We start from the raw sequence: 20,575 nt of genomic DNA on the forward strand, positions 1-20,575 counted from the left end.
TAGCTCAATCGAATTCACCCTTTCACCCCTGATAAAAATAAAATCGAACTATACCACAGCACTTAAACAGCGCCATCGCCGCAAATCGGTCGAAGCGACACCAGCTCTCGCAATACCGAAGTGGCAAAACAACCCGAGGGCAGGTCAAATGACAACTCCAGCTCAGTGTGATCAGCATGGTTCGACCATCGGTATTGCATATTGGCAGGCATCAACAGCAGGGATCTTCGCTCTTGCTGCAGTCCGCTGTATTCCAGTGAATTGGTCCAATCACCCCAGGGGGAGAGAACCTGTTCTTCGAGCAACTGAACCGATTGAGGCGCCGCACTCCGTCCGCGCCCCCAAAGCGGTCCTTCAGGGGCAACTTCCCCGGGCATTGCCGACTTCCAGTGCCCAAGCCTCACCCTTTCAGCCAACACCAGGTTAAACAGATAAGCACGGGCCGCCGACAGATAGATTCCGTCGATAGGAGACCGCTGCCTTCTGCGTCCACTGTGTTGCTTTCTGTTTGCAGAGGTATCGCCCCACACCGACAGCAATCGATTGGCCTCGACAAGATTGCCAGCGGCCCAACCAAAACGCTGTTCGCCAAAATAATTCGGGACACCATTCACGACTTGCTGCAGGGAATGCTCCAGCACTGAAACGTCCCCTTCAATCTGGCGCAACCGGATAACAAACTGATTGCCCGCATGCTGCCCCCGCCGCAACTTTTTATGGTGACGCTGCTGCGCAAGCACCTGACAACCCTCCAGCATAGGGGGTCGCTCTGGCATTTCCGGTAATTTGCCGGGTAGATGCACACTGAACCACTGCCGGGTCACAGCATGCCGGTCTTTCATGCCACAGTGGCTCACAGCCATGTCATCAACACCAAAATGCTTCGCCAGCAACCCGGCTACCCAGCGTGTGTTTTGACCCCGTTTTTCCACATAGAGACAGAGGTGCTCACCCTCTCCCGACAAATCAAAACCCAGTTGCTCCGTCACTTGAAAATCTTCGGGCACACTGCGAAACAGCGCGCTGACCGAGGGCGGAGCAATAGCATAAGGAAATTCGAGGGAAAACTGTCGGCTGTTCATATTGTCTCAGGGCAGGGTTTGGGTGGCGGCAAGTTTACAGCCCACTCCCCGCAACGCAAAGATAAATGGCTGCTGTTCACACGTGCCTGGAGAGAGCGTGCATAAACTGATTCGCACCGATAGGGAAATCGCTTTACCCGCATCAATATTGTTGGCAGTTCGCGGAAATGCTGAAGCAACAGGTGATGAATGATGGTCGGACGACGTCTAAATACAGGTCATCGGGTGGATGCTGTCTGGCCACCGCTTTAGGTTAGAGCGGTTGGCCTGACGATGAGGTCAAGCAGGACCACTGCCTGGCAGCCAATCCCCTCGCCACGCCCCTCAAAACCGAGTTGTTCCGTGGTAGTGGCTTTGATATTTAACTGACTGCGATCACAATCAAGATCCTGGGCGAGATTGGCCAGCATCGCGTCAAGATGCGGCGACATTTTTGGGGCCTGGGCAACAAGGGTAATATCGGCATTGATCATGCGGTAGCCTTTTTCTGCCACCAGCAATTTGACCTGTCGCAGTAATCCGCGACTGTCCACATTGCTATAGTGGGGGTCAGAGTCGGGGAAGTGGTGCCCGATATCACCGAGCGCCGAGGCACCCAGAAGGGCATCACACAATGCGTGAATCAGCACATCACCATCTGAATGCGCAATCAGTCCATGGCCAAAGGGGATGGTCACGCCACCTATAATAATATGATCGCCCACGCCAAAGGCGTGAACATCGTAACCCTGACCTATTCTCATATCATGGCAACTCCAATCCCCCGGACTGTTTCGAGGATTCGTTCTGAAATTTAATAATGGCCTCGGCTATGGCCAGATCTTCGCGCCGGGTAATCTTGATATTGTCGCTACTACCCTCGACGGCGAGAGGACAATGGCCGAGTTTCTCAACTGCAGATGCCTCATCAGTCGGCCGCCATTGCTGTCGATAGGCCGAGTTTAAACTCCAGCTGAGCAAACCATAACGAAACATTTGCGGCGTCTGAGCGAGCCACAAATCAGCGCGGCTGACAGTCGCACTTATCCCCGCCTGCTGATCAACCTGTTTTACCGTATCACTGACCGGTACCGCCAATATGCCACCAACAGTGTGCGTTTTCAGGGCGGCCATCAACTTGTTGATATCCGTGACACGGACACAGGGCCTTGCCACATCATGCACCAGCACCCAGTCATCCACGTGTGCCTCGCGCTGAAGGCAGTCCAGTGCCAGCCTGACGGAATCCGAGCGCTCTTTTCCACCATGCACAGTGCGGATACGGGGGTGCGAAAAAACAGACAATCGCCTCCACTGACTATCGGCTGGATGAATGGCTACAACGACAATCGATTGATCAATCTGCAGTAGGCGTTCAAGGGTATGTTCGATCACCGTTCGACCCGCCAGCAACTGGTATTGTTTTGGGAGTATCTCGCCAAAGCGTCTACCCTGCCCTGCCGCTGGCACCACAATCCAATTAGTGGCCATTTTACTGCCCCGACAGCAGGAACATAGGCTGGCAACAAAACCATTGGGAAGAAAAAAGGTGATGAATCACTGATCTTCCTTTTCAACGACCATATAAAACGTCTCACCTTCTTTAATCATGCCAAGATCTTTTCTGGCTCGCTCTTCAATACTGTCAAAACCGTCTTTCAGGTTGGCAACCTCATTTTCCAGAATACTGTTTCTCAGTTGCAGTTCCTTATTTTCCTGACGCTGTTGTTCAACTTGACGCTGCAGCATCAACTTTTTAGAGAAACCGCCCTCACCCAACCACAATTGATATTGGAGAACGGCAAGAAGACCTGTGAGAACAATTAGGAGCCAGCGCATGACGGGATTCTACAGAACAAAATAAACGGCGTCAGCGGAAAGCTGCTCGCTCTCCAATGACGACTGGCCAACCAATCCACTCAATCAGTTGCAAGGAAATATCGACATCATCAGAGTGCGACCCGTCTATTACCGACGGTCTGATCTTGTTTTCGTGGGACAAATGACTTAATACCGAGCATGTAGGGAGTACACTGACAAGCTCAGATCACGGATTGAAGATATAAAAAAGGGATAGCCATATGGCTACCCCTTTTCACTCACTGTCGACTGATTCAGACTTTGAATTCGGCCCGGCCATGATAGGGGGCCAGACTGCCCAGTTCAGCCTCTATACGCAACAAGCGGTTATACTTGGCCACCCGGTCAGAACGGCACAAGGAGCCGGTTTTGATCTGACCCGCTGCCGTGGCCACAGCCAGATCGGCAATAGTTGTATCCTCGGTTTCACCCGACCGATGAGAAATGACGGCAGAATATCCGGCATTCTTAGCCATTTTAATGGCGTCCAGTGTTTCGGTGAGCGACCCGATTTGATTGAATTTAATCAAAATGGAATTTGCCACGCCCAGCTCAATACCTTTCTTCAGAATTTTGGTATTGGTCACGAACAAATCATCCCCGACCAGCTGTACACGACTGCCCAGTTTTTCTGTCTGGTATTTCCAACCATCCCAATCTGATTCATCCTGACCATCCTCAATGGAGATTATCGGGTATTGATCACAGAGCTCCGCCAGAAAATCACTGAATCCCTCGGCACTATAGCTTTTTCCCTCACCGGACAGGTTGTACTGACCATCCCGGTAGAATTCTGACGCGGCACAGTCCAGCGCCAGCGTAACATCGACACCCAGTTTGTAGCCCGCTGCCTGCACTGCCTCCTTGATAACGGCCAATGCTTCCGCATTCGATGAAAGATTCGGCGCAAAACCGCCTTCATCACCAACCGCCGTATTCAACCCTTTGCTACTGAGGACTTTTTTGAGCGAATGAAATATCTCTGCGCCAACACGCAATGCTTCCGTGAAGGTTTTTGCCGAAACAGGCTGTATCATAAATTCCTGAATATCCACGTTGTTATCGGCATGCTCTCCACCGTTCAGGATGTTCATCATCGGCACCGGCATGCTGTAGCAGCCGGCCGAACCATTCAATTCAGCAATGTGAGCATAGAGCGGCATGCCACGGGATACTGCCGCCGCTTTAGCCGCCGCAAGTGACACGGCCAGAATGGCATTTGCACCGAATGTCGACTTGTTCTCTGTGCCATCCGCATCGATCATCAATTGGTCCAGCTCCCGTTGCTGGCAGGCATCTTTGCCCAGCAGTAAAGTGCGAATAGGACCGTTAACATTCTCCACCGCCTTCAGCACGCCTTTACCCAGATAACGCGACTTGTCACCATCGCGCAGCTCCAGCGCCTCCCTTGAACCGGTAGAGGCGCCGGACGGTGCACAGGCACTGCCAACACTGCCATCTTCCAGGATGACATCAGCCTCGATGGTAGGGTTGCCCCGGGAATCGAGCACTTCATAGGCGCGAATGTCAGAAATTTTAGTCATAGCTGTTTCCTCAAAAGATGACAACCGTAGTCAACACGTTCGACACGGGGATTAAACACACCGGGCGGTGCTAGACGATAGTCAGTTCAGGCTGTGATTTGATCAGATCATCAATGGCTTTTATTTGTTGTAAAAAAGGTTCAAGGGCATCCAGCGGCAATGCACTGGGACCATCACAGCGAGCCCGGTCCGGATCGGGGTGTGCTTCCAGAAATAAACCAGCCAGACCAACGGCAATACCGGCCCGCGCCAATTCGACAACCTGATGGCGACGGCCACCGGACGCAGCACCCATGGGGTCACGACACTGCAAGGCGTGCGTGACGTCAAAAATAATTGGCAATCCCTTGGCCACTTCTTTCATGGTGCGAAAACCCAGCATATCCACCACCAGGTTATCGTAACCAAATGTGGAGCCCCGCTCACAAAGCATCACCTTGTGATTGCCGCACTCCTTGAATTTCTCAACGATATTGCCCATCTGGCCTGGGCTGAGAAATTGGGGTTTCTTGATATTGATCACGGCGCCTGTTGCCGCCATGGCTTTCACCAGGTCCGTCTGCCGCGCCAGAAAAGCCGGCAACTGAAGAATGTCACAAACTTCCGCCACAGGACGTGCCTGAGCGATCTCGTGAACATCGGTGATCAGAGGCACATCAAAGGTTTGTTTGATTTCCTGAAATATTTTTAACCCTTCATCCAGACCGGGACCACGAAAGGAATGGATTGACGAGCGGTTCGCCTTGTCAAATGAAGCCTTGAAAACATAGGGAATACCCAGTTTTTGCGTGACCGTTACATAGGCCTCTGCAACCCGCAGCGCAAGGTCACGGGACTCCAGTACATTCATTCCTCCAAGCAGGACAAAGGGCCGGTTGTTGGCAACCCGGAATCCTCCCACCTCAAGGGAAACGCTGGATACACTCACAGATCAGTTTTCTCCAGTATGGGTCAATGCCGCTTTCACAAAACTACTGAACAGTGGGTGACCGTTGCGAGGTGTGGACGTAAATTCCGGATGGAACTGGCAGGCAAAAAACCACGGGTGTTCTGGAATCTCTATCGTTTCCACCAGGGTCTTGTTTTCAGACCAGCCGCCGACCTGCATGCCGGCTTCCTGAAGTGTTTGAACATATTTGTTATTCACCTCGTAGCGATGCCGGTGACGCTCAAATATCACATCTGCCCCATAAATTTCCTGTGCCATGCTACCTGGCACGAGATAACTGTTCTGGGCACCGAGCCGCATGGTGCCACCGAGATCTGAATCCTCATCGCGCACCTCAACTTTGCCGTCAATATCGATCCACTCTGTAATCAGACCGATAACCGGATGAGGCGTATCGCGGTCAAATTCTGTACTGTTTGCTCTGGCCAGTCCGCAGACATTGCGGGCAAACTCGATCATGGCCACCTGCATACCAAGACAGATGCCCAGATAGGGAATTTTGTGCTCTCTGGCATACCTGACGGCTTTGATTTTGCCCTCGACACCGCGGATTCCAAAACCACCTGGCACCAGTATGCCGTTGACACCCGTCAGCAGCTCCAGATCGTTATCGAGATCCTCGGAGTCAATATAACGAACATTGACCTTGGTCTGGTTGCGGATCCCCGCATGAATCAACGACTCATTGAGAGACTTGTAGGCATCCAGAAGCTCCATGTATTTGCCGACCATGGCAATGGTCACCTGATGTTTTGGGTTGAGCTGATTTTCTACCACCCAATCCCAGGAACTGATATCAGCCTCACTGTATTCCAGATGAAGTTTTTCCATCACGATCTGATCGAGGCCACGGCGCTGCAGATCTCTGGGAATCGCATAAATCGTTCGCGCATCCAGCAACGGCACCACAGCCCTCTCTTCCACGTTGGTGAAGAGAGAGATCTTTTTGCGTTGCCCTTCATCCAGCTCAACCTCGCATCGGCACAACAGGATATCGGGCGACAGGCCTATGGAGCGCAATTCTTTAACGGAGTGCTGGGTGGGTTTGGTCTTTGTTTCTCCCGCCGTTGCAATATAGGGCACCAGCGTCAAATGAATCAGGATGGAACGGCTGGAGCCCAGCTCCAGCTTCAACTGACGAACCGCCTCAAGGAAGGGCTGCGACTCGATATCGCCAACGGTACCACCAATTTCCACAATGGCGACGTCGACCCCCTCACCACCGGCCAGCACCCTGCGTTTAATCTCATCCGTCACATGGGGGATGACCTGAACGGTACCCCCCAGAAAGTCGCCACGGCGTTCGCGACGCAGGATTGTTTCGTAGACCTTGCCGCTCGTGAAATTGTTGCGCTTGTTCATCCTGGAGGAGAGAAAGCGCTCGTAGTGACCGAGGTCAAGGTCTGTTTCAGCGCCATCTTCGGTGACAAAGACCTCGCCGTGCTGAAACGGACTCATAGTGCCGGGATCAACATTGAGATAGGGATCGAGCTTCAGGATAGTGACACTGAGACCATGGGCCTCCAGAATCGAGCCCAGTGATGCCGAAGCGATACCCTTCCCCAAGGAAGATACAACACCGCCGGTAACAAAAATATAACGTGTCATTTAGACCCTTCCGAACATTTTGGATACTGCGTCAAGAATGCCGAACTCATACCAAACAGAACAGGTATGTTTTTGAAAAGTAGAGCGATTTTTTATTTAATCAGGAGATGATTCAGAGCGACGCCCATCGGTTTCGAGATGGGGAATCAGACTACCAGAAACCCCGGTATCGCTCAATGAATATTACGACCTGAAGTCCCACTGTACCGTGCAACCCTGCTCATCGGGTTGCACCTGGAAGCCCTCGCAAATCCACAAATCACCAACTGCCACTAACACGTCATCCCGATAGAGCAGGGGTACCCGGCCACGCAACCAGGGCTCCAGACCATATTCCTGAAACAGCTTCTTCAATGTATTGGATGCACTGCGCCCGACCGGCTTGCAGCGTTCACCGCCGTTGCGAAAACGCACTTCAAAGGCATCGACATCTGTTTTCAGCCTGATCCCACGCCCCTGCTCCAGACGAAAACTCAATGTGCTCTTATCCGGCAAATCCAGCTCGCCCCTACCATCCCAATGAAGCGAGACCGGTAGATAGTCAGGGGTATCGGGGTCACCGGGTAACAAATAAAGACGGCGCTGGTACCGGCGCAACTGAATGCCCGCCCAGCTTACCAGCGGTTCGGCATCGGCTTTCGCGGGCAACAGCTCGTGAAGCACGGCATCGATGATTTTATGACCCGGTTGTGCCAGATCATGTTGGCCCGCCCAGTGTCGCAGCAGATTCGCCTGCCGCAACTCATCAAAAGACATCAATGCCTCGAGACTGATACTCCACCCCAGCCTCTCCCTGTGTTCGTAGGCGGCTATCCGATCCTGAGCTGCCAGCATATCGGATAACTGATCACTGTCACGACACAACCGGGCGCTGTGAGCGACCCTTGTGGCATAATCTGGCCAGTGTTCAGCCAGAACCGGGATCACTTTATGGCGCAGAAAATTGCGGTCAAAGGACACATCTTCATTGCTCTCATCTTCTATCCAGACCAACCCTTCAGCAAGGGCATAGTGCTCCAGGTCCGACCGGGAGAATGGTAACAGTGGTCTCAATAGCTCTGCGTTACCCAGGTCGCGCGAGGCAGGCATGCCGGCCAGACCTCTGGGCCCACTGCCTCGCAGTAAGCGATAGAGCACTGTTTCAACCTGGTCATCGGCATGGTGACCCAGCAGCAACAGGGAATCCTGTGGGAGACGCTTTTCAAAAGCCCGATAGCGGGCAATTCGGGCGGCCTCTTCGACACCCTGGCCGTTAACAATGACAGAGGCCTGCTCAATACTTAATGTCACTCCGAGCCCATCACAAACCTGCTGACAATGCTGTTCCCAGCTTTCCGCATTCAACGATAGCTGATGATTGACATGAATGGCACTGACCGCATCCATCCCCAATAGCTTGACCAGCGACACGAGCAGAACATGAGAGTCGAGACCACCGCTATAACCCACATAGCAATGACTGGCGTCACGCAGTCTGGGCAAGTAGGAAGCAAGGAGATCTGGGGTATAGGCCATGGTAGAGATCTATGGAAGTCGGCTCCCTACGTTAATGGCTACCGTCTGCCAAGGCAAGGCTACCGAAAATGGCAGCATTGCCAATATCACCATATCCCTGTCGGACAGATGAGCACGGGCAACGATAGGGGAGCTTGCTAGTCTATACTTTTATAGAGGCGTAAATTTTTATATGGTTTGCGTTGGGCTAGAGGTATTTTCCTATGTCTGCCAATTATTCACAAAAAGAAGAGAGTAACCCCCCAAAAAAAGGGCGGAAACTCTACAAAGGTGAACTAACAGTCGATGCACTGCGGGATGAAAACGATGCGTTCCGCGGCACCGGGGGCATCAGTGAAGAAAGCCGGGCCTGGGGTTTCAAACCGGCATTTTACGATATGGAAACCGCCACGGTTCATCCCTCAAAATTTCCCAACGGCAGCGAGGCTCCCATGCATGTTCTGGATGGCCTGCCCCCCGAACTGATTGTCTCCCGCCAGAAAAATGGCAAGGTCAACTCGGTGAAACCCGGTGTAATCTCCGGCTTCGTCCAGAATAATCGTTTTTATACCCGAGAACAGGCCGCCCTGGCCACTGCACAAATGCGTGATCGCACACAGATGCTGAGCGATCCGGAACAGCACAATCAGCTGTTGTCAGTCTGGGAAAAATTTGTCGTCGACCAATCTTATCCCAGTGATTTTATCAGGCCGGTGGTCGAGGATTCCTGGCGCCGCTGCCAACAATTACATACCGATCCGGAGTTACAACATGCACCGTTGATTGGCGATAATAGTCTGCTTGAATATCGTCGATTTCTACAGACAGATCTCATGCGTGCCGCCCAACCCATCATGAAACGTGCTTCAGAGGTGCTGTTTCGCTCGAACAGTCTTATCCTTCTGGCCGATTCAGAGGGGCTCATTCTCGATATTCATGCCGATGACAACGTGCTGAGTCATGCCAGTGACATAAACTTGATTCAGGGCGGAGTCTGGGATGAAAAAACAGCGGGCACCAATGCGATCGGCACGGCACTCGCCGCAGCCGAACCTGTTCAGTTGTATGGCGCAGAACACTTCTGCGCAGGCATCAAGCACTGGACCTGCTCCGCGGATGTCATCAGGGATCCGCACGATGGTCGGGTGCTGGGAGCGGTAGATTTATCCGGCCTGACGGACAGCTATCAGAGCAATGCCCTGGATTTCGCCATTATGGCTGCACGGCTCATCGAGTCCAATCTGGCCAAGGAGTATTTTAAATCCCGCAATAACGTTATCGAAGCGACCAAGACCATGTTTTTGGGCTGGAAAACCGAAGGGTTACTGGCGTTTGATCGGCGGGGCCGGCTGGTAAAGGCCAACAGCCAGGCACATACCACACTGAAAGCGCTCGGCGCAGACCTGGTGCTCACGCCTCAATGCAGGCTGCCGGCATTGGATCTGGAAATGCCAGATGCCCCCGCCAATACGCCGTCCTGGCTTCTCGAACAATTACGCCTTCCCATTGAGCTGAAAGGACAAAGGGTTGGCACACTGATTGTACTCTCCGCCCAGCACAAATGAGCGATACAACCCTTCGACTCACCAGGAGAGAATTGCCGATATAATGCCTTTTTAATAGCGAATGTTTTCAGGAGTTCCCGTAACCCATCAGCCTCTCGTAGCGCTTTTCCAGAAGAGCATCTATGGGCGTCTCCAAAAGCTGATCAACCTGCAGAGATAACCGCTCCCGGAGTGTATTGGCCATGGCCTCAATATCCCGATGCGCACCACCCATTGGCTCTGGAATGGTTTCATCAATGATGCCCAGTTCCTGTAATACAGAAGATGTGACACCCATCGCTTCAGCGGCATCCGGAGCCTTGGCAGACGTCTTCCAGATAATGTTGGCACACCCCTCAGGCGAGATCACAAAATACGTAGCGTATTGCAACATATTCAGGTAATCGCCGACACCAATCGCCAGCGCACCACCGGAGCTTCCTTCACCGATAACCGTGCAGATAATCGGTGTTTTAAGACGTGACATCACCGCGAGGTTTTGAGCGATCGCCTCGCTGATGCCACGTTCTTCAGAGTCTATACCGGGGTAGGCCCCGGGCGTATCGATCAATGTCAGTACAGGCATTTTAAAGCGCTCAGCCATTTCCATCAGGCGCAATGCCTTGCGGTAACCCTCTGGTTTTGGCATACCGAAATTGCGATAGACTTTCTCTGTCACACCGCGACCCTTCTCTTCACCAATAACCATCACCGGTTTGCCGTCGAGGCGGGCAACACCACCAACAATGGCTCTATCATCCCCGAAATGTCGATCACCGTGCAGCTCCTCAAACTCCGTAAAAATCCGGCTGATGTAATCCAGGGTGTAAGGACGCTGGGGATGACGGGCCACCTGTACAATCTGCCATGCCGAAAGGTCAGAGTAGATCTTCTCTGTCAATCGCCGACTTTTGTCACGGAGTTTGGCCACTTCATCGGTAATATTCAGCTCGTTGTCATTACCAACCAACTGCAATTCTTCAATCTTTGCTTCAAGTTCTGCAATCGGTTGCTCAAAATCGAGGTAATTGAGATTCATAGGTTTTTTTGTCCGTGGAATTGGATTACAGCCATCTCAGGGCAGACATCCAGCAATTGTAATGGCAGCAGGAAGTAATGCATACCCGGCTAGAACCGGAGATGAATGCCATTATTACCCAGCAGCTCTCTCAGTTTATGCAATAGATCATCCTCCGGGGACACCGCCCAGTGTTCTCCCAGCATGATCTCTCCCGAGGCGACACTCGATTGATAGTTGATTCTCACCGGGCAGGCCCCATCACTGAACGGCGACATAATGTCTACCAATTGATCCAGGCAGGTGCTGCCAAGTTTCTCCTGATTGATATTCAGGGAAATGGCCTTGAGGTAATTGACCCGCGCCTCAAAAAGATTCCTGACATGATCAGCCCGCATTTTCAAGCCACCAGTGTAGTCGTCTTCAGCGACCTGACCTTCGACCACCAACAGGGCATCCTTGTCAATTTTATCGCGATGGGCCTTGTAGGCATCAGCGAAGATGGCCACTTCAATGCGCCCGCTGCGGTCATCCAGTGTAATCACAGCCATGTTGTCTCCCCGCCGGGTTTTGATGACCCGCATACCGACCACCAGGCCGGCCACCAGCTGGCTCTTCTTGTCTGGTTTAAGATCGGCTATGCGACTGTGCACAAAGTGCTTCAACTCCTCCAGGTATTCATCGACCGGGTGCCCGGTAAGATAGAGACCCAACGTTTCTTTCTCACTGCGCAGGCGCTCCTTGGCACTTAGCCCCCGCTGCTGCTGAAAACTCTGGTAACCAATTTCCGGGGCACTTTCCTGGGGTGTAGCACCGAATAGATCTGTCATGCCGGCATCTGTATTACGGGAATTTTGCTCAGCAATTTTCACAGCTTCTTCACTGGCTGCCAGCATCACTGCCCGGCGATAGCCGATCTCTCCCGTTGGTCCGATGGCGTCCAGAGCACCACACCGTATCAAGGCCTCCAGGGCTCGTTTATTAAGTTTGTGCCCATCAACCCGGGCACAAAAGTCAAACAGGTCGCCGAACGAGCCGCTCTCTTCCCGGGCAGCAATAATACTGTTGACCGGCCCCTCACCAAGCCCCTTGATGGCACCGAGCCCGTAAATCACTTCATTGTCATCAGAGACCGTGAACGCAAATCGACCGCGATTGACATCCGGTGGCAACACAACGAGATCCATCGCCCGACACTCATCAATCAAGGTCACCACTTTGTCGGTATTCTGCATATCAGCTGACAACACTGCCGCCATGAATTCCGCCGGATAATGGGCTTTTAGCCACGCCGTCTGATAAGCCAGCAACGCATAAGCGGCGGAGTGAGACTTGTTAAAACCATAACCGGCAAACTTTTCAACAAGATCAAAAATCTTCACCGCAAGGTCAGGATCTATCCCCTGTTGACGGGCACCCTCTTCGAAAATACTGCGCTGCTTGGCCATTTCTTCGGGCTTTTTCTTACCCATGGCGCGACGCAACATATCGGCACCACCCAGCGTGTATCCAGCCAGCACCTGAGCGATCTGCATGACCTGTTCCTGGTAGACAATTACACCGTAAGTCGGACCCAGCACGGGTTTCAGTGACTCATGCTGAAATTTTGCATCCGGGTAGGCCACCTGGGCGCGACCGTGCTTGCGATTGATGAAATCATCCACCATGCCCGACTGCAGTGGACCGGGCCTGAACAGTGCCACCAACGCGACAACATCCTCAAAGCAGTTCGGCTCCACCCGCTTGATCAAATCTTTCATTCCCCGGGATTCAAGCTGAAACACCGCAGTCGTTTCCGCACGCCGCATCAAACCATAGGTTGCCTCGTCATCCAGCGGAATTGCGTCAATCGCAATGGGGGCTTCACCGACCTTTGCCAGACGTTGATTGACCATTTTGATGGCCCCGTCAATGATGGTCAGTGTTCGCAAACCGAGAAAGTCAAACTTCACCAGACCCGCTTTCTCTACATCATCCTTGTCAAATTGAGTCACCAATCCCTCGCCGTTTTCATCACAGTAGAGGGGCGCAAAATCTGTCAGGGTGGTTGGCGCGATCACGACACCACCGGCATGCTTACCAACATTGCGGGTGACGCCTTCAAGCTGAAGCGCCATCTCCCAGATTTCCTGAGCTTCTTCATCACTTTCCAGAAACTCTCGCAGGACCTCCTCCTGGGCAACCGCTTTTTCCAGCGTCATACCGATATCCGGTGGAATCATTTTCGATAGCTTATCTGCCAGGCCATAGGCCTTTCCCTGAACGCGTGCCACATCGCGAACAACCGCTTTGGCGGCCATGGTGCCAAACGTGATGATCTGGGAAACCGCATCCCTGCCATAGCGATCCGCCACATAGGCAATCACCCGATCGCGATTGTCCATACAGAAGTCAATATCAAAATCCGGCATCGATACCCGCTCGGGGTTGAGAAAGCGCTCAAACAGCAGGTCGTATTCGAGCGGATCAAGGTCCGTGATGCCCAGCGCATAAGCCACCAGGGAGCCGGCGCCGGAACCTCGGCCCGGTCCGACAGGAATATCGTTATCTTTGGCCCAGCGGATAAAGTCCATGACAATGAGAAAGTAGCCGGGGAAACCCATCTGAATGATGATATCCAGCTCAAAGCGCAACCGATCAAGATAGACCTGACGCTGGGCCTGGTAATCTGTCGCAGACGAGTCGAGCAGTTTTTCCAGGCGCCGATCCAAATCCTCGAAAGAGACCTTCTCGAAAAAACTGTCCTTGGTCATACCCTCCGGAATCGGGTAATCCGGCAGAAAGTACTCACCCAGTTTTAAATCCAGCGTGCAGCGTTTGGCGATCTCGACACTATTTTCGAGGGCCTCCGGCAAATCGGAAAACAACTCGGTCATCTCTTCCGGCGAGCGGAGGTATTGTTGATCACTGTAGCGCCGCTCTCTACGAGGGTCGCCGAGTACCCGTCCCTCGCCGATGCAGACCCGTGCCTCATGGGCTTCAAACTGCTCGCGGTCAAGGAATCGAACATCATTGGTTGCCACCACAGGACAGCGGTACCTTGCGGCAACCGGCAGCAACTCATGAATGAAGTTCTCTTCATCCGGCCGACCGGTTCTGGTTAGCTCCAGATAAAACCGGTCCGGAAAATCGGCCAGCCAGCCCTGCAGCAGCTCTTTGGCATAATCCGATTTACCTGAAAGCATGGCCTGGCCCACATCGCCCAGACGACCTGACAGGACAATCAACCCGTCACTGGCCTCGCTAACCCACTGGCGTTCGACATGGGGTATCCCCCGCCGCTGCCCCTCCTGAAAGGCTCGTGAAATGAGCTTGGTAAGGTTGCGATAACCCTGCTGATTCATCACCAGCAATGTGACACTGGTAGGCACACCATCGGGAACCGGACTGATCATCTGCAAATCTGCACCGCAAATGGGTTTAACCCCGACGGCCTGTGCTGCCTGATAAAACTTGACCAGCCCGTAGAAGTTGGTGACATCCGTCAATCCGATTGCGGGCATACCCAGTTGAACCACCTGTTGCACCAGCGGTTTGATCCTTACCATTCCGTCAACAAGCGAATATTCACTGTGCAGGCGAAGGTGCACAAACGATGTTTCCACGGCGGATCTTCTCTCCTCTACTGTCATGGGCACTGATTTCAAACCCTAATCGTCTTCAGGAACCAGACTTACTGGCATTTGGTTTGCGCTTGGCGGTTTTGGGAATTCTGACCTTATGGATAACCTTTGCACCTGCCTCATCACACTGTTGAGTCGCCGCACAGCGCAGTTCATCCAGGGACCGCTCCCAGCAATCTTCCATAAACTGGGGATCGGGCAGAATGTCCCTGTCTGACTGGAAGGAGACACTGATGCGACCGTCATAGCTCACGGCGTTAAACATCAGTGTCAGCCCTTCCACCAATGGCGCCAGCGCAGACACATAGACCAGCTTCGCCCCCCGCATATAAAGTGGCCACTGTGGGCCAGGTACATTGGTCATGACACAGTTGCCGATCCCCGCCAGTGTTTTTCTCGACAAATGACTGTGTGTAGCCATGCCAATACCCAGAGCCATGGTAAAGGAAGGCATGTGCCGGGTGATATCGGTCATATCTTTTGCTCCCTGGGCTTCCTCGAGAGCAGCGCTGGTGGAGGTATCCCACTGGATCGCTTCTAGCCTCTCCAGCGGGTCAACAACCTGTGTATGCAACGGCGGGGTCATCACCGCCATGGTTTGTTTGCCTTTGTGGTCTCTTTTATTCTGTCTGACCGGAACAATCGCGCGCAGTGAATGATACGGCAGCTCGTCCTTGTCCTGCAGGTAATGGTGTAATGCGCCCCCACACAGGGCCAGCAATACGTCATTGACAGTGGCACCGTTCACCGCACGCTTGATGGATCGAATATCCTCAAGGGGAAAATCCACACCACCGAATACCCGGTGAGGACTGACGTGATCCCGATTGAAACGGGTTTCTGGCCTGACAATCGTTTCCTTCGGCTCCATATCCTGTCTCAGGGTTTTCACCAGTAGTTTTTTCCCCAGCGCCGGCAGCATGTTGATCAAGTCAAAACCTGTTTCAAAATTATGCCTGGTGTTGTTCACCAGGGTATTGACCAGTAGCGTCCCCAATTTCGGTTTTGGCTGTGGCTTCCATTGCCGCTCTATAATCTCTCTATCCGGTTCCGGTGACTTGTCGTGGAACAAGCCAGCCAAGTCAATGGCTGCCGCACCATCCACAGCACAGTGATGAATTTTGGTATAAATAGCGAACGAGCCCTTGGGCATTGAGGGGATGTTATCCAGTCCTTCGATAACATACATCTCCCAGAGAGGCCTGGACATGTCCAGAGGACGAGAATGCAACCGGGCAGCGAGGATACAAAATTGCCGCCAATCCCCAGGCTTTGGTAACGCAAGATGCCGGACATGGTATTCGAGATCAAAGTTTTCATCGTCCACCCAATAGGGGTGATCGACATCCAGCGGCATTCTCATTAACCGGGAGCGGAAGACATGAGAAATGTCCAGGTGTTCGTCGATATGCTGCAATATACTTTTGAAACGAACCGTTCCTTTCTCAGCAGTGGACTGATCATAAATATAGAGCAACCCCAAATGTCCCGGCGTAGAGGGTGTCTCGGCATAGAGATAAACCGAATCGTGGCCACTTAACTGTTTCATTGAAATTCCCGTATTGTAGTGAATATATCAACTGGGTATTGACCAGCGATAGTCATAGGGATTTTGCGGGCAGACAAGCATTTCCTTTGTAGGCTATTGCCATACTCCAAGTAAGAAGGCGGCGGGATGAGGCAGGCCTGCCTGACTTTAGAAATAACATTACAGTGGGTACCCGCTTGCGTATTGCCCATCTAGCATAGCAAAAAACCCCTCTTTGCAGGGTCGGGCAACTGGTCAGCCAGGAAACTGTGTCTCACTGGCGATCAGGTCAAAACGCCCTGACGGGCTGACAGCAAACTTTTTACCGGTTCAAAAGATTTTCGATGAATTAGGCAAGGGCCCAGCAAAGCAATAGCTTCGCGGTGCGCCCTGGTCCCGTATCCTTTATGAGAGGCAAAACCGTACCCGGGAAATACCTGCTCCGCCAGACACATTTCAGCATCGCGACACACCTTAGCCAGTATAGAAGCCGCGCTGATAGCCGGAACTCTATCATCACCACCGACTACGGCTTCAGCCGCATACCCCCAGTCCGGGAGCCGGTTTCCATCAACGGCCACATACTCAGGTTTCAGTGTCAGGCCATCGACTGCCCGCACCATGGCCATCATGGTGGCACGAAGAATGTTGTATTGGTCAATCTCGTCCACAGAAGCTCTGGCGATATGCCAGCTGAGTGCTTTTTCCCTGATTTCCTCAGCCAATTGATTTCGACGGGTAGCAGAAAGCTTCTTGGAATCGGCCAGCCCAGCCACCGGTTTTCGGGGATCGAGAATCACGGCAGCCGTAACGACATCACCGGCCAGTGGCCCTCGACCAACCTCATCGACCCCCGCCAGCAATTCTCCCCGGTAACGGAGCTGGACAACGCTCATCGCCTGCGGTCCTCCAATAAGTCCACTAACGCCTGGGCTGCGGCTCGATTGCCGCCGTGGCGAAGCGTCTGGTGAAGCTCAGTAAATCGCTGTTGCAGCACCCGAACTTTTTTCTCGTCCAGGAAATACGCCAACACGGCATCGCTTAGCTTATCCACGGTGGCATTATCCTGAAGCAGTTCCGGCACCAGTGTTTCTGACGCGAGTAGATTCGGTAACGATACCCAGGGGACTTTCAGCATTCGGGAAACCAGCGCATAGGTCCATTTACCCAGACGGTAGCTCACCACCATGGGCTTGTTGAGCAACAGCGCTTCTAACGCCGATGTGCCGGACGACAACAGCACAACATCTGCCGCCGCCATGGCCAGATGAGATTGGCCTTCGAGCAACGTGACAGACAGCTCGGGATATTCATTCAACAGACCATTTAACTGCTCCAGGCGATCATGGCTGGCGGCGGGGACAATCAGGTGCAAACCGGGCAACCGCCGACGACAGCTTTGTGCCACCTCAAGGAATAACCGACCCAGGGAATCAACTTCAGAGGCCCTGCTACCCGGCATCAGCGTCAATATACGCCCGACTTCCGGAAGATTTAGCGTCTTGCGGGCCTGCATGCTGTCTGTAACGAGAGGAATTTCCTCGGCGAGGGGGTGGCCCACAAAAACCACCGGGACATCATGCTGTTTATAGAAATCTGCTTCAAACGGCAGAAGTGTCAGCATTAAATCCACTGCACTGGCTATTTTTTTTACCCGGCCCTGACGCCAGGCCCAAACGGAGGGGCTGACATAGTGTGCCGTCAATAACCCCTGCTGCCTGAGTTTTTTTTCAAGCCCCAGGTTAAAATCCGGAGAATCGATACCCACCACCAGATCAAACCGGTTCTTGATAAAGTGGTGATAAAGATTACGCCGAATTCGAAGTAATTCAGGCAGTCTTTTCAGCGGCTCAATAAACCCCATCACTGACAGACGATCCATGGGGAATAAAGAGCGAAAGCCCTCGGACAACATTTTATCGCCACCGATGCCCTCAAACTGCGCATCTGGATAGTGTGATTTTAGAGACCTGATGATGCCCGCACCCAATTGATCGCCGGATGACTCCCCGGCAACCAGACCAATTTTAAGGGGGGATGACATGGGTTAACGAAGAATACCGCGTGAAGAGGCGCGAACAGAATCAACCAGCAATTTTACTGGTGGCTGTTCCCTGGCCAGGGTCTCCAGCAAACCAATGGCCTCCTGCAGACCATACCCCTGCCGGTAAAGAATTTTGAAACCCTGTTTGACAGCCGCAATCGCGTCTCTATCAAAACCGCGCCGTTTGAGCCCTTCAGCATTGATGGTTTTTGCCTCTGCTGGTGAACCAGCCGCCATGACATAAGCGGGCAGATCCTGGGTTAAATAGGCTGCGGCACCGGTAAAACTATGAGCGCCAATGGACACAAACTGATGGATCAGGGCATATCCGGAAATAATCGCCCAATCACCCACATGGACATGCCCCGCCAAAGACGCATTATTGACCAGGATACAGTTGTCACCCACCACACAGTCATGACCTATATGCACATAGGCCATCAACAGGTTATTGCTTCCAATTGAGGTTAGGCCCTGGTCCTGAATAGTACCCCGATGGATGGTGACGCCCTCGCGAATGGTGTTGTTATCACCAATTTCCAGGCGGGTCGGCTCACCCTTGTACTTCAGGTCAGGGGTATCTTCGCCAATCGTGGAGAATTGAAAAATTCGATTGTTTTCGCCAATGGTGGTCAGCCCTCGAATCACCACATGGGAATGAATCACCGTGCCAGCCCCGATAACGGTATCGGGGCCGATAACGGTCCAGGGTCCGACTTGGACACCATCACCCAACACAGCAGAGGGATCAATAATGGCGCGGGGATCAACGAGAGACATAGGCTAATAGGTTTTCAGGGCGCACAGAATCGTCGCTTCACAAGCCAATTCACCATCGACCGTTGCGCGGCATTTAAATCGCCAGATAGTTCGCTTGACGGAATCAACTTGCGCCTCGAGCATCAATCTGTCTCCCGGAATCACTTGCCGTTTGAAGCGGACCCCATCAACGCCGGCAAACAAGTACAGTGCGTTGTCATCCGCATATTTGTCCTCAGTTACGAATCCCAACACACCGGCGGCCTGAGCCATAGCTTCAATAATCATCACACCCGGAAAAATCGGCACGTTGGGGAAATGCCCGTTAAATACTTCTTCGTTGGCGGTAATATTTTTGTAGGCAAGAATTCGCTTGCCCGGATCAAGCTCCACCACCCTATCGATCAGAAGGAAGGGGTAACGGTGCGGCAACCGCTTCTTTATTTCAGTAATATCCATCAGCTTTTCTCATATACTGCAGGGCGACAATAACAGCGGCGGCTATAATTTTTTTTCCAGTTGCCTGACTCGCTGAGCCAGATCATCCAGTTGATTAAACCGAACTGCATTTTTTTTCCATTCACGGGTTTTACTAAACATTGTGCCGGATGAATAGGAACCTGGCTCAAGGAGCGATTTTGTCAGTATGGTTCCACCGGTCAAATGGGATCCATCACAGAGTGTGATATGACCCACACAACCGGCCCTGCCGGCAAAAGTACAGTTTTTTCCGATAATTGTACTGCCTGATATGCCCGTGAAGGCTGCCATGGCAGTATTTTCGCCCACATGAACGTTATGAGCTATCTGAACGTGGTTATCCACAATCACACCATCTTCAATGACCGTGTCATCAAGTGCACCACGGTCTATGGTGGTACAGGCACCTATTTCGACATTGTTGCCAATCACAACCCCACCAAGCTGATGTATCTTGATCCAGCGCCCCTGATGTTGAGCAAAACCGAAGCCATCCGCGCCGATAACTGCACCACTGTGAACGGTGACAAAGTCACCCAATACAACACCGTGGTAGATACTGACATTACCGGCAATTCGACAGTTTTCACCAATCGCGACGTTGTTATCGATAATAGTGCCCGCACCAATCCGGGTATTGGCTCCAACCTTCACTCCTTCGCCAATCACCGCTAGCGGACCAATTGATGCGCTCGGATCAATATTGGCGCAGTCCGCCACAACGGCACGGGGATGGATGCCAGCGGCAACAACCGGTGCGCGATCAAATAAAGCGGTCGTCAGTGCATAACCCAGATAGGGGTTAGCCACAACCAGCATTTGGCCGGCATAGTATTCCGCCATTTCCGAATCCAGAATTACGACCCCGGCCTGCGTTCTATCCAGGTCCTGGCGATAGGCACTATTGGCAAGAAATGCCAATTCATTCGCACCCGCCAGACGGAGTGTATTAATACCGGAGATGCGAAAATCGGAGTCGCCGCGAACGTCGGCACCAATGTGCTCGGCAATATCCTTAAGAGAATAACTGACTGTCACCCTCAAGTGTCCTCTATTTGATAAT

General features: G+C 52.6%; 17 protein-coding genes. 1 reads left to right on the forward strand and 16 read right to left on the reverse strand.

Annotated elements, in window-relative coordinates; all coding sequences use genetic code 11:
- Positions 1–62 precede the first annotated feature (62 nt).
- From QZ516_RS10755 to tilS, 8 genes are all read right to left on the reverse strand, one after another.
- Entirely contained in the window at positions 63–1,082 is a 1,020-nt protein-coding gene (locus QZ516_RS10755) for a tRNA pseudouridine(13) synthase TruD (RefSeq protein ID WP_297189472.1), read from the reverse strand.
- A gap of 248 nt (positions 1,083–1,330) precedes the next feature.
- Positions 1,331–1,825 (reverse strand): 2-C-methyl-D-erythritol 2,4-cyclodiphosphate synthase, encoded by a 495-nt coding sequence (ispF, locus tag QZ516_RS10760; protein WP_297189475.1) that lies wholly within the window; start codon positions 1,823–1,825, stop codon positions 1,331–1,333.
- A gap of 1 nt (position 1,826) precedes the next feature.
- Complete coding sequence (ispD, locus tag QZ516_RS10765; RefSeq protein WP_297189478.1) at positions 1,827–2,552, reverse strand: 2-C-methyl-D-erythritol 4-phosphate cytidylyltransferase; 726 nt, start codon at positions 2,550–2,552, stop codon at positions 1,827–1,829.
- 66 nt (positions 2,553–2,618) lie between these two features.
- Positions 2,619–2,900: a cell division protein FtsB gene (ftsB, locus tag QZ516_RS10770; protein ID WP_297189480.1), complete on the reverse strand. Its 282-nt coding sequence runs from the start codon at positions 2,898–2,900 to the stop codon at positions 2,619–2,621.
- A 275-nt stretch (positions 2,901–3,175) separates the two neighbouring features.
- Entirely contained in the window at positions 3,176–4,465 is a 1,290-nt protein-coding gene (eno, locus tag QZ516_RS10775; protein ID WP_297189483.1) for a phosphopyruvate hydratase, read from the reverse strand.
- 70 nt (positions 4,466–4,535) lie between these two features.
- Positions 4,536–5,393 carry a 3-deoxy-8-phosphooctulonate synthase gene (kdsA, locus tag QZ516_RS10780; RefSeq protein WP_297189486.1) on the reverse strand — a complete coding sequence of 286 codons (858 nt, stop codon included), beginning with the start codon at positions 5,391–5,393 and terminating at the stop codon, positions 4,536–4,538.
- 3 nt (positions 5,394–5,396) lie between these two features.
- Complete coding sequence (locus QZ516_RS10785) at positions 5,397–7,022, reverse strand: CTP synthase (RefSeq protein ID WP_297189489.1); 1,626 nt, start codon at positions 7,020–7,022, stop codon at positions 5,397–5,399.
- A 183-nt stretch (positions 7,023–7,205) separates the two neighbouring features.
- Complete coding sequence (gene tilS, locus QZ516_RS10790) at positions 7,206–8,537, reverse strand: tRNA lysidine(34) synthetase TilS (RefSeq protein WP_297189491.1); 1,332 nt, start codon at positions 8,535–8,537, stop codon at positions 7,206–7,208.
- 203 nt (positions 8,538–8,740) lie between these two features.
- On the opposite strand from tilS, the gene QZ516_RS10795 reads away from it, so the two are divergent.
- Complete coding sequence (locus QZ516_RS10795; protein WP_297189494.1) at positions 8,741–10,081, forward strand: GAF domain-containing protein; 1,341 nt, start codon at positions 8,741–8,743, stop codon at positions 10,079–10,081.
- A 67-nt stretch (positions 10,082–10,148) separates the two neighbouring features.
- Here the strand turns inward: QZ516_RS10795 and QZ516_RS10800 are convergent, their stop codons facing one another.
- The 8 genes from QZ516_RS10800 to lpxD all read right to left on the reverse strand — a co-directional run bounded on the left by QZ516_RS10800 (position 10,149) and on the right by lpxD (position 20,550).
- The gene (locus QZ516_RS10800; RefSeq protein WP_297189497.1) at positions 10,149–11,099 is read right to left on the reverse strand and encodes an acetyl-CoA carboxylase carboxyltransferase subunit alpha; all 951 of its coding nucleotides are present in this window, start codon (positions 11,097–11,099) and stop codon (positions 10,149–10,151) included.
- Between the two features lie 89 nt (positions 11,100–11,188).
- Positions 11,189–14,710, reverse strand: a complete 3,522-nt coding sequence (dnaE, locus tag QZ516_RS10805; protein ID WP_297189499.1) for a DNA polymerase III subunit alpha — start codon at positions 14,708–14,710, stop codon at positions 11,189–11,191.
- Between the two features lie 28 nt (positions 14,711–14,738).
- Positions 14,739–16,250, reverse strand: coding sequence for a wax ester/triacylglycerol synthase family O-acyltransferase (locus QZ516_RS10810; protein WP_297189502.1), 1,512 nt, complete (start codon positions 16,248–16,250; stop codon positions 14,739–14,741).
- Between the two features lie 263 nt (positions 16,251–16,513).
- Positions 16,514–17,125 (reverse strand): ribonuclease HII, encoded by a 612-nt coding sequence (gene rnhB / locus QZ516_RS10815; RefSeq protein WP_297189505.1) that lies wholly within the window; start codon positions 17,123–17,125, stop codon positions 16,514–16,516.
- Positions 17,122–18,273: a lipid-A-disaccharide synthase gene (lpxB, locus tag QZ516_RS10820; RefSeq protein ID WP_297189508.1), complete on the reverse strand. Its 1,152-nt coding sequence runs from the start codon at positions 18,271–18,273 to the stop codon at positions 17,122–17,124. The genes rnhB and lpxB overlap by 4 nt, the downstream gene beginning before the upstream one ends.
- A 3-nt stretch (positions 18,274–18,276) precedes the next feature.
- Complete coding sequence (gene lpxA / locus QZ516_RS10825; RefSeq protein WP_297189511.1) at positions 18,277–19,053, reverse strand: acyl-ACP--UDP-N-acetylglucosamine O-acyltransferase; 777 nt, start codon at positions 19,051–19,053, stop codon at positions 18,277–18,279.
- A gap of 3 nt (positions 19,054–19,056) precedes the next feature.
- Positions 19,057–19,494, reverse strand: a complete 438-nt coding sequence (gene fabZ, locus QZ516_RS10830; RefSeq protein ID WP_036860103.1) for a 3-hydroxyacyl-ACP dehydratase FabZ — start codon at positions 19,492–19,494, stop codon at positions 19,057–19,059.
- Between the two features lie 39 nt (positions 19,495–19,533).
- Positions 19,534–20,550: a UDP-3-O-(3-hydroxymyristoyl)glucosamine N-acyltransferase gene (lpxD, locus tag QZ516_RS10835; RefSeq protein ID WP_297189514.1), complete on the reverse strand. Its 1,017-nt coding sequence runs from the start codon at positions 20,548–20,550 to the stop codon at positions 19,534–19,536.
- Between the last annotated feature and the right edge of the window lie 25 nt (positions 20,551–20,575).

This window comes from uncultured Porticoccus sp. (assembly GCF_913061305.1).
GTDB lineage: Bacteria > Pseudomonadota > Gammaproteobacteria > Pseudomonadales > Porticoccaceae > Porticoccus.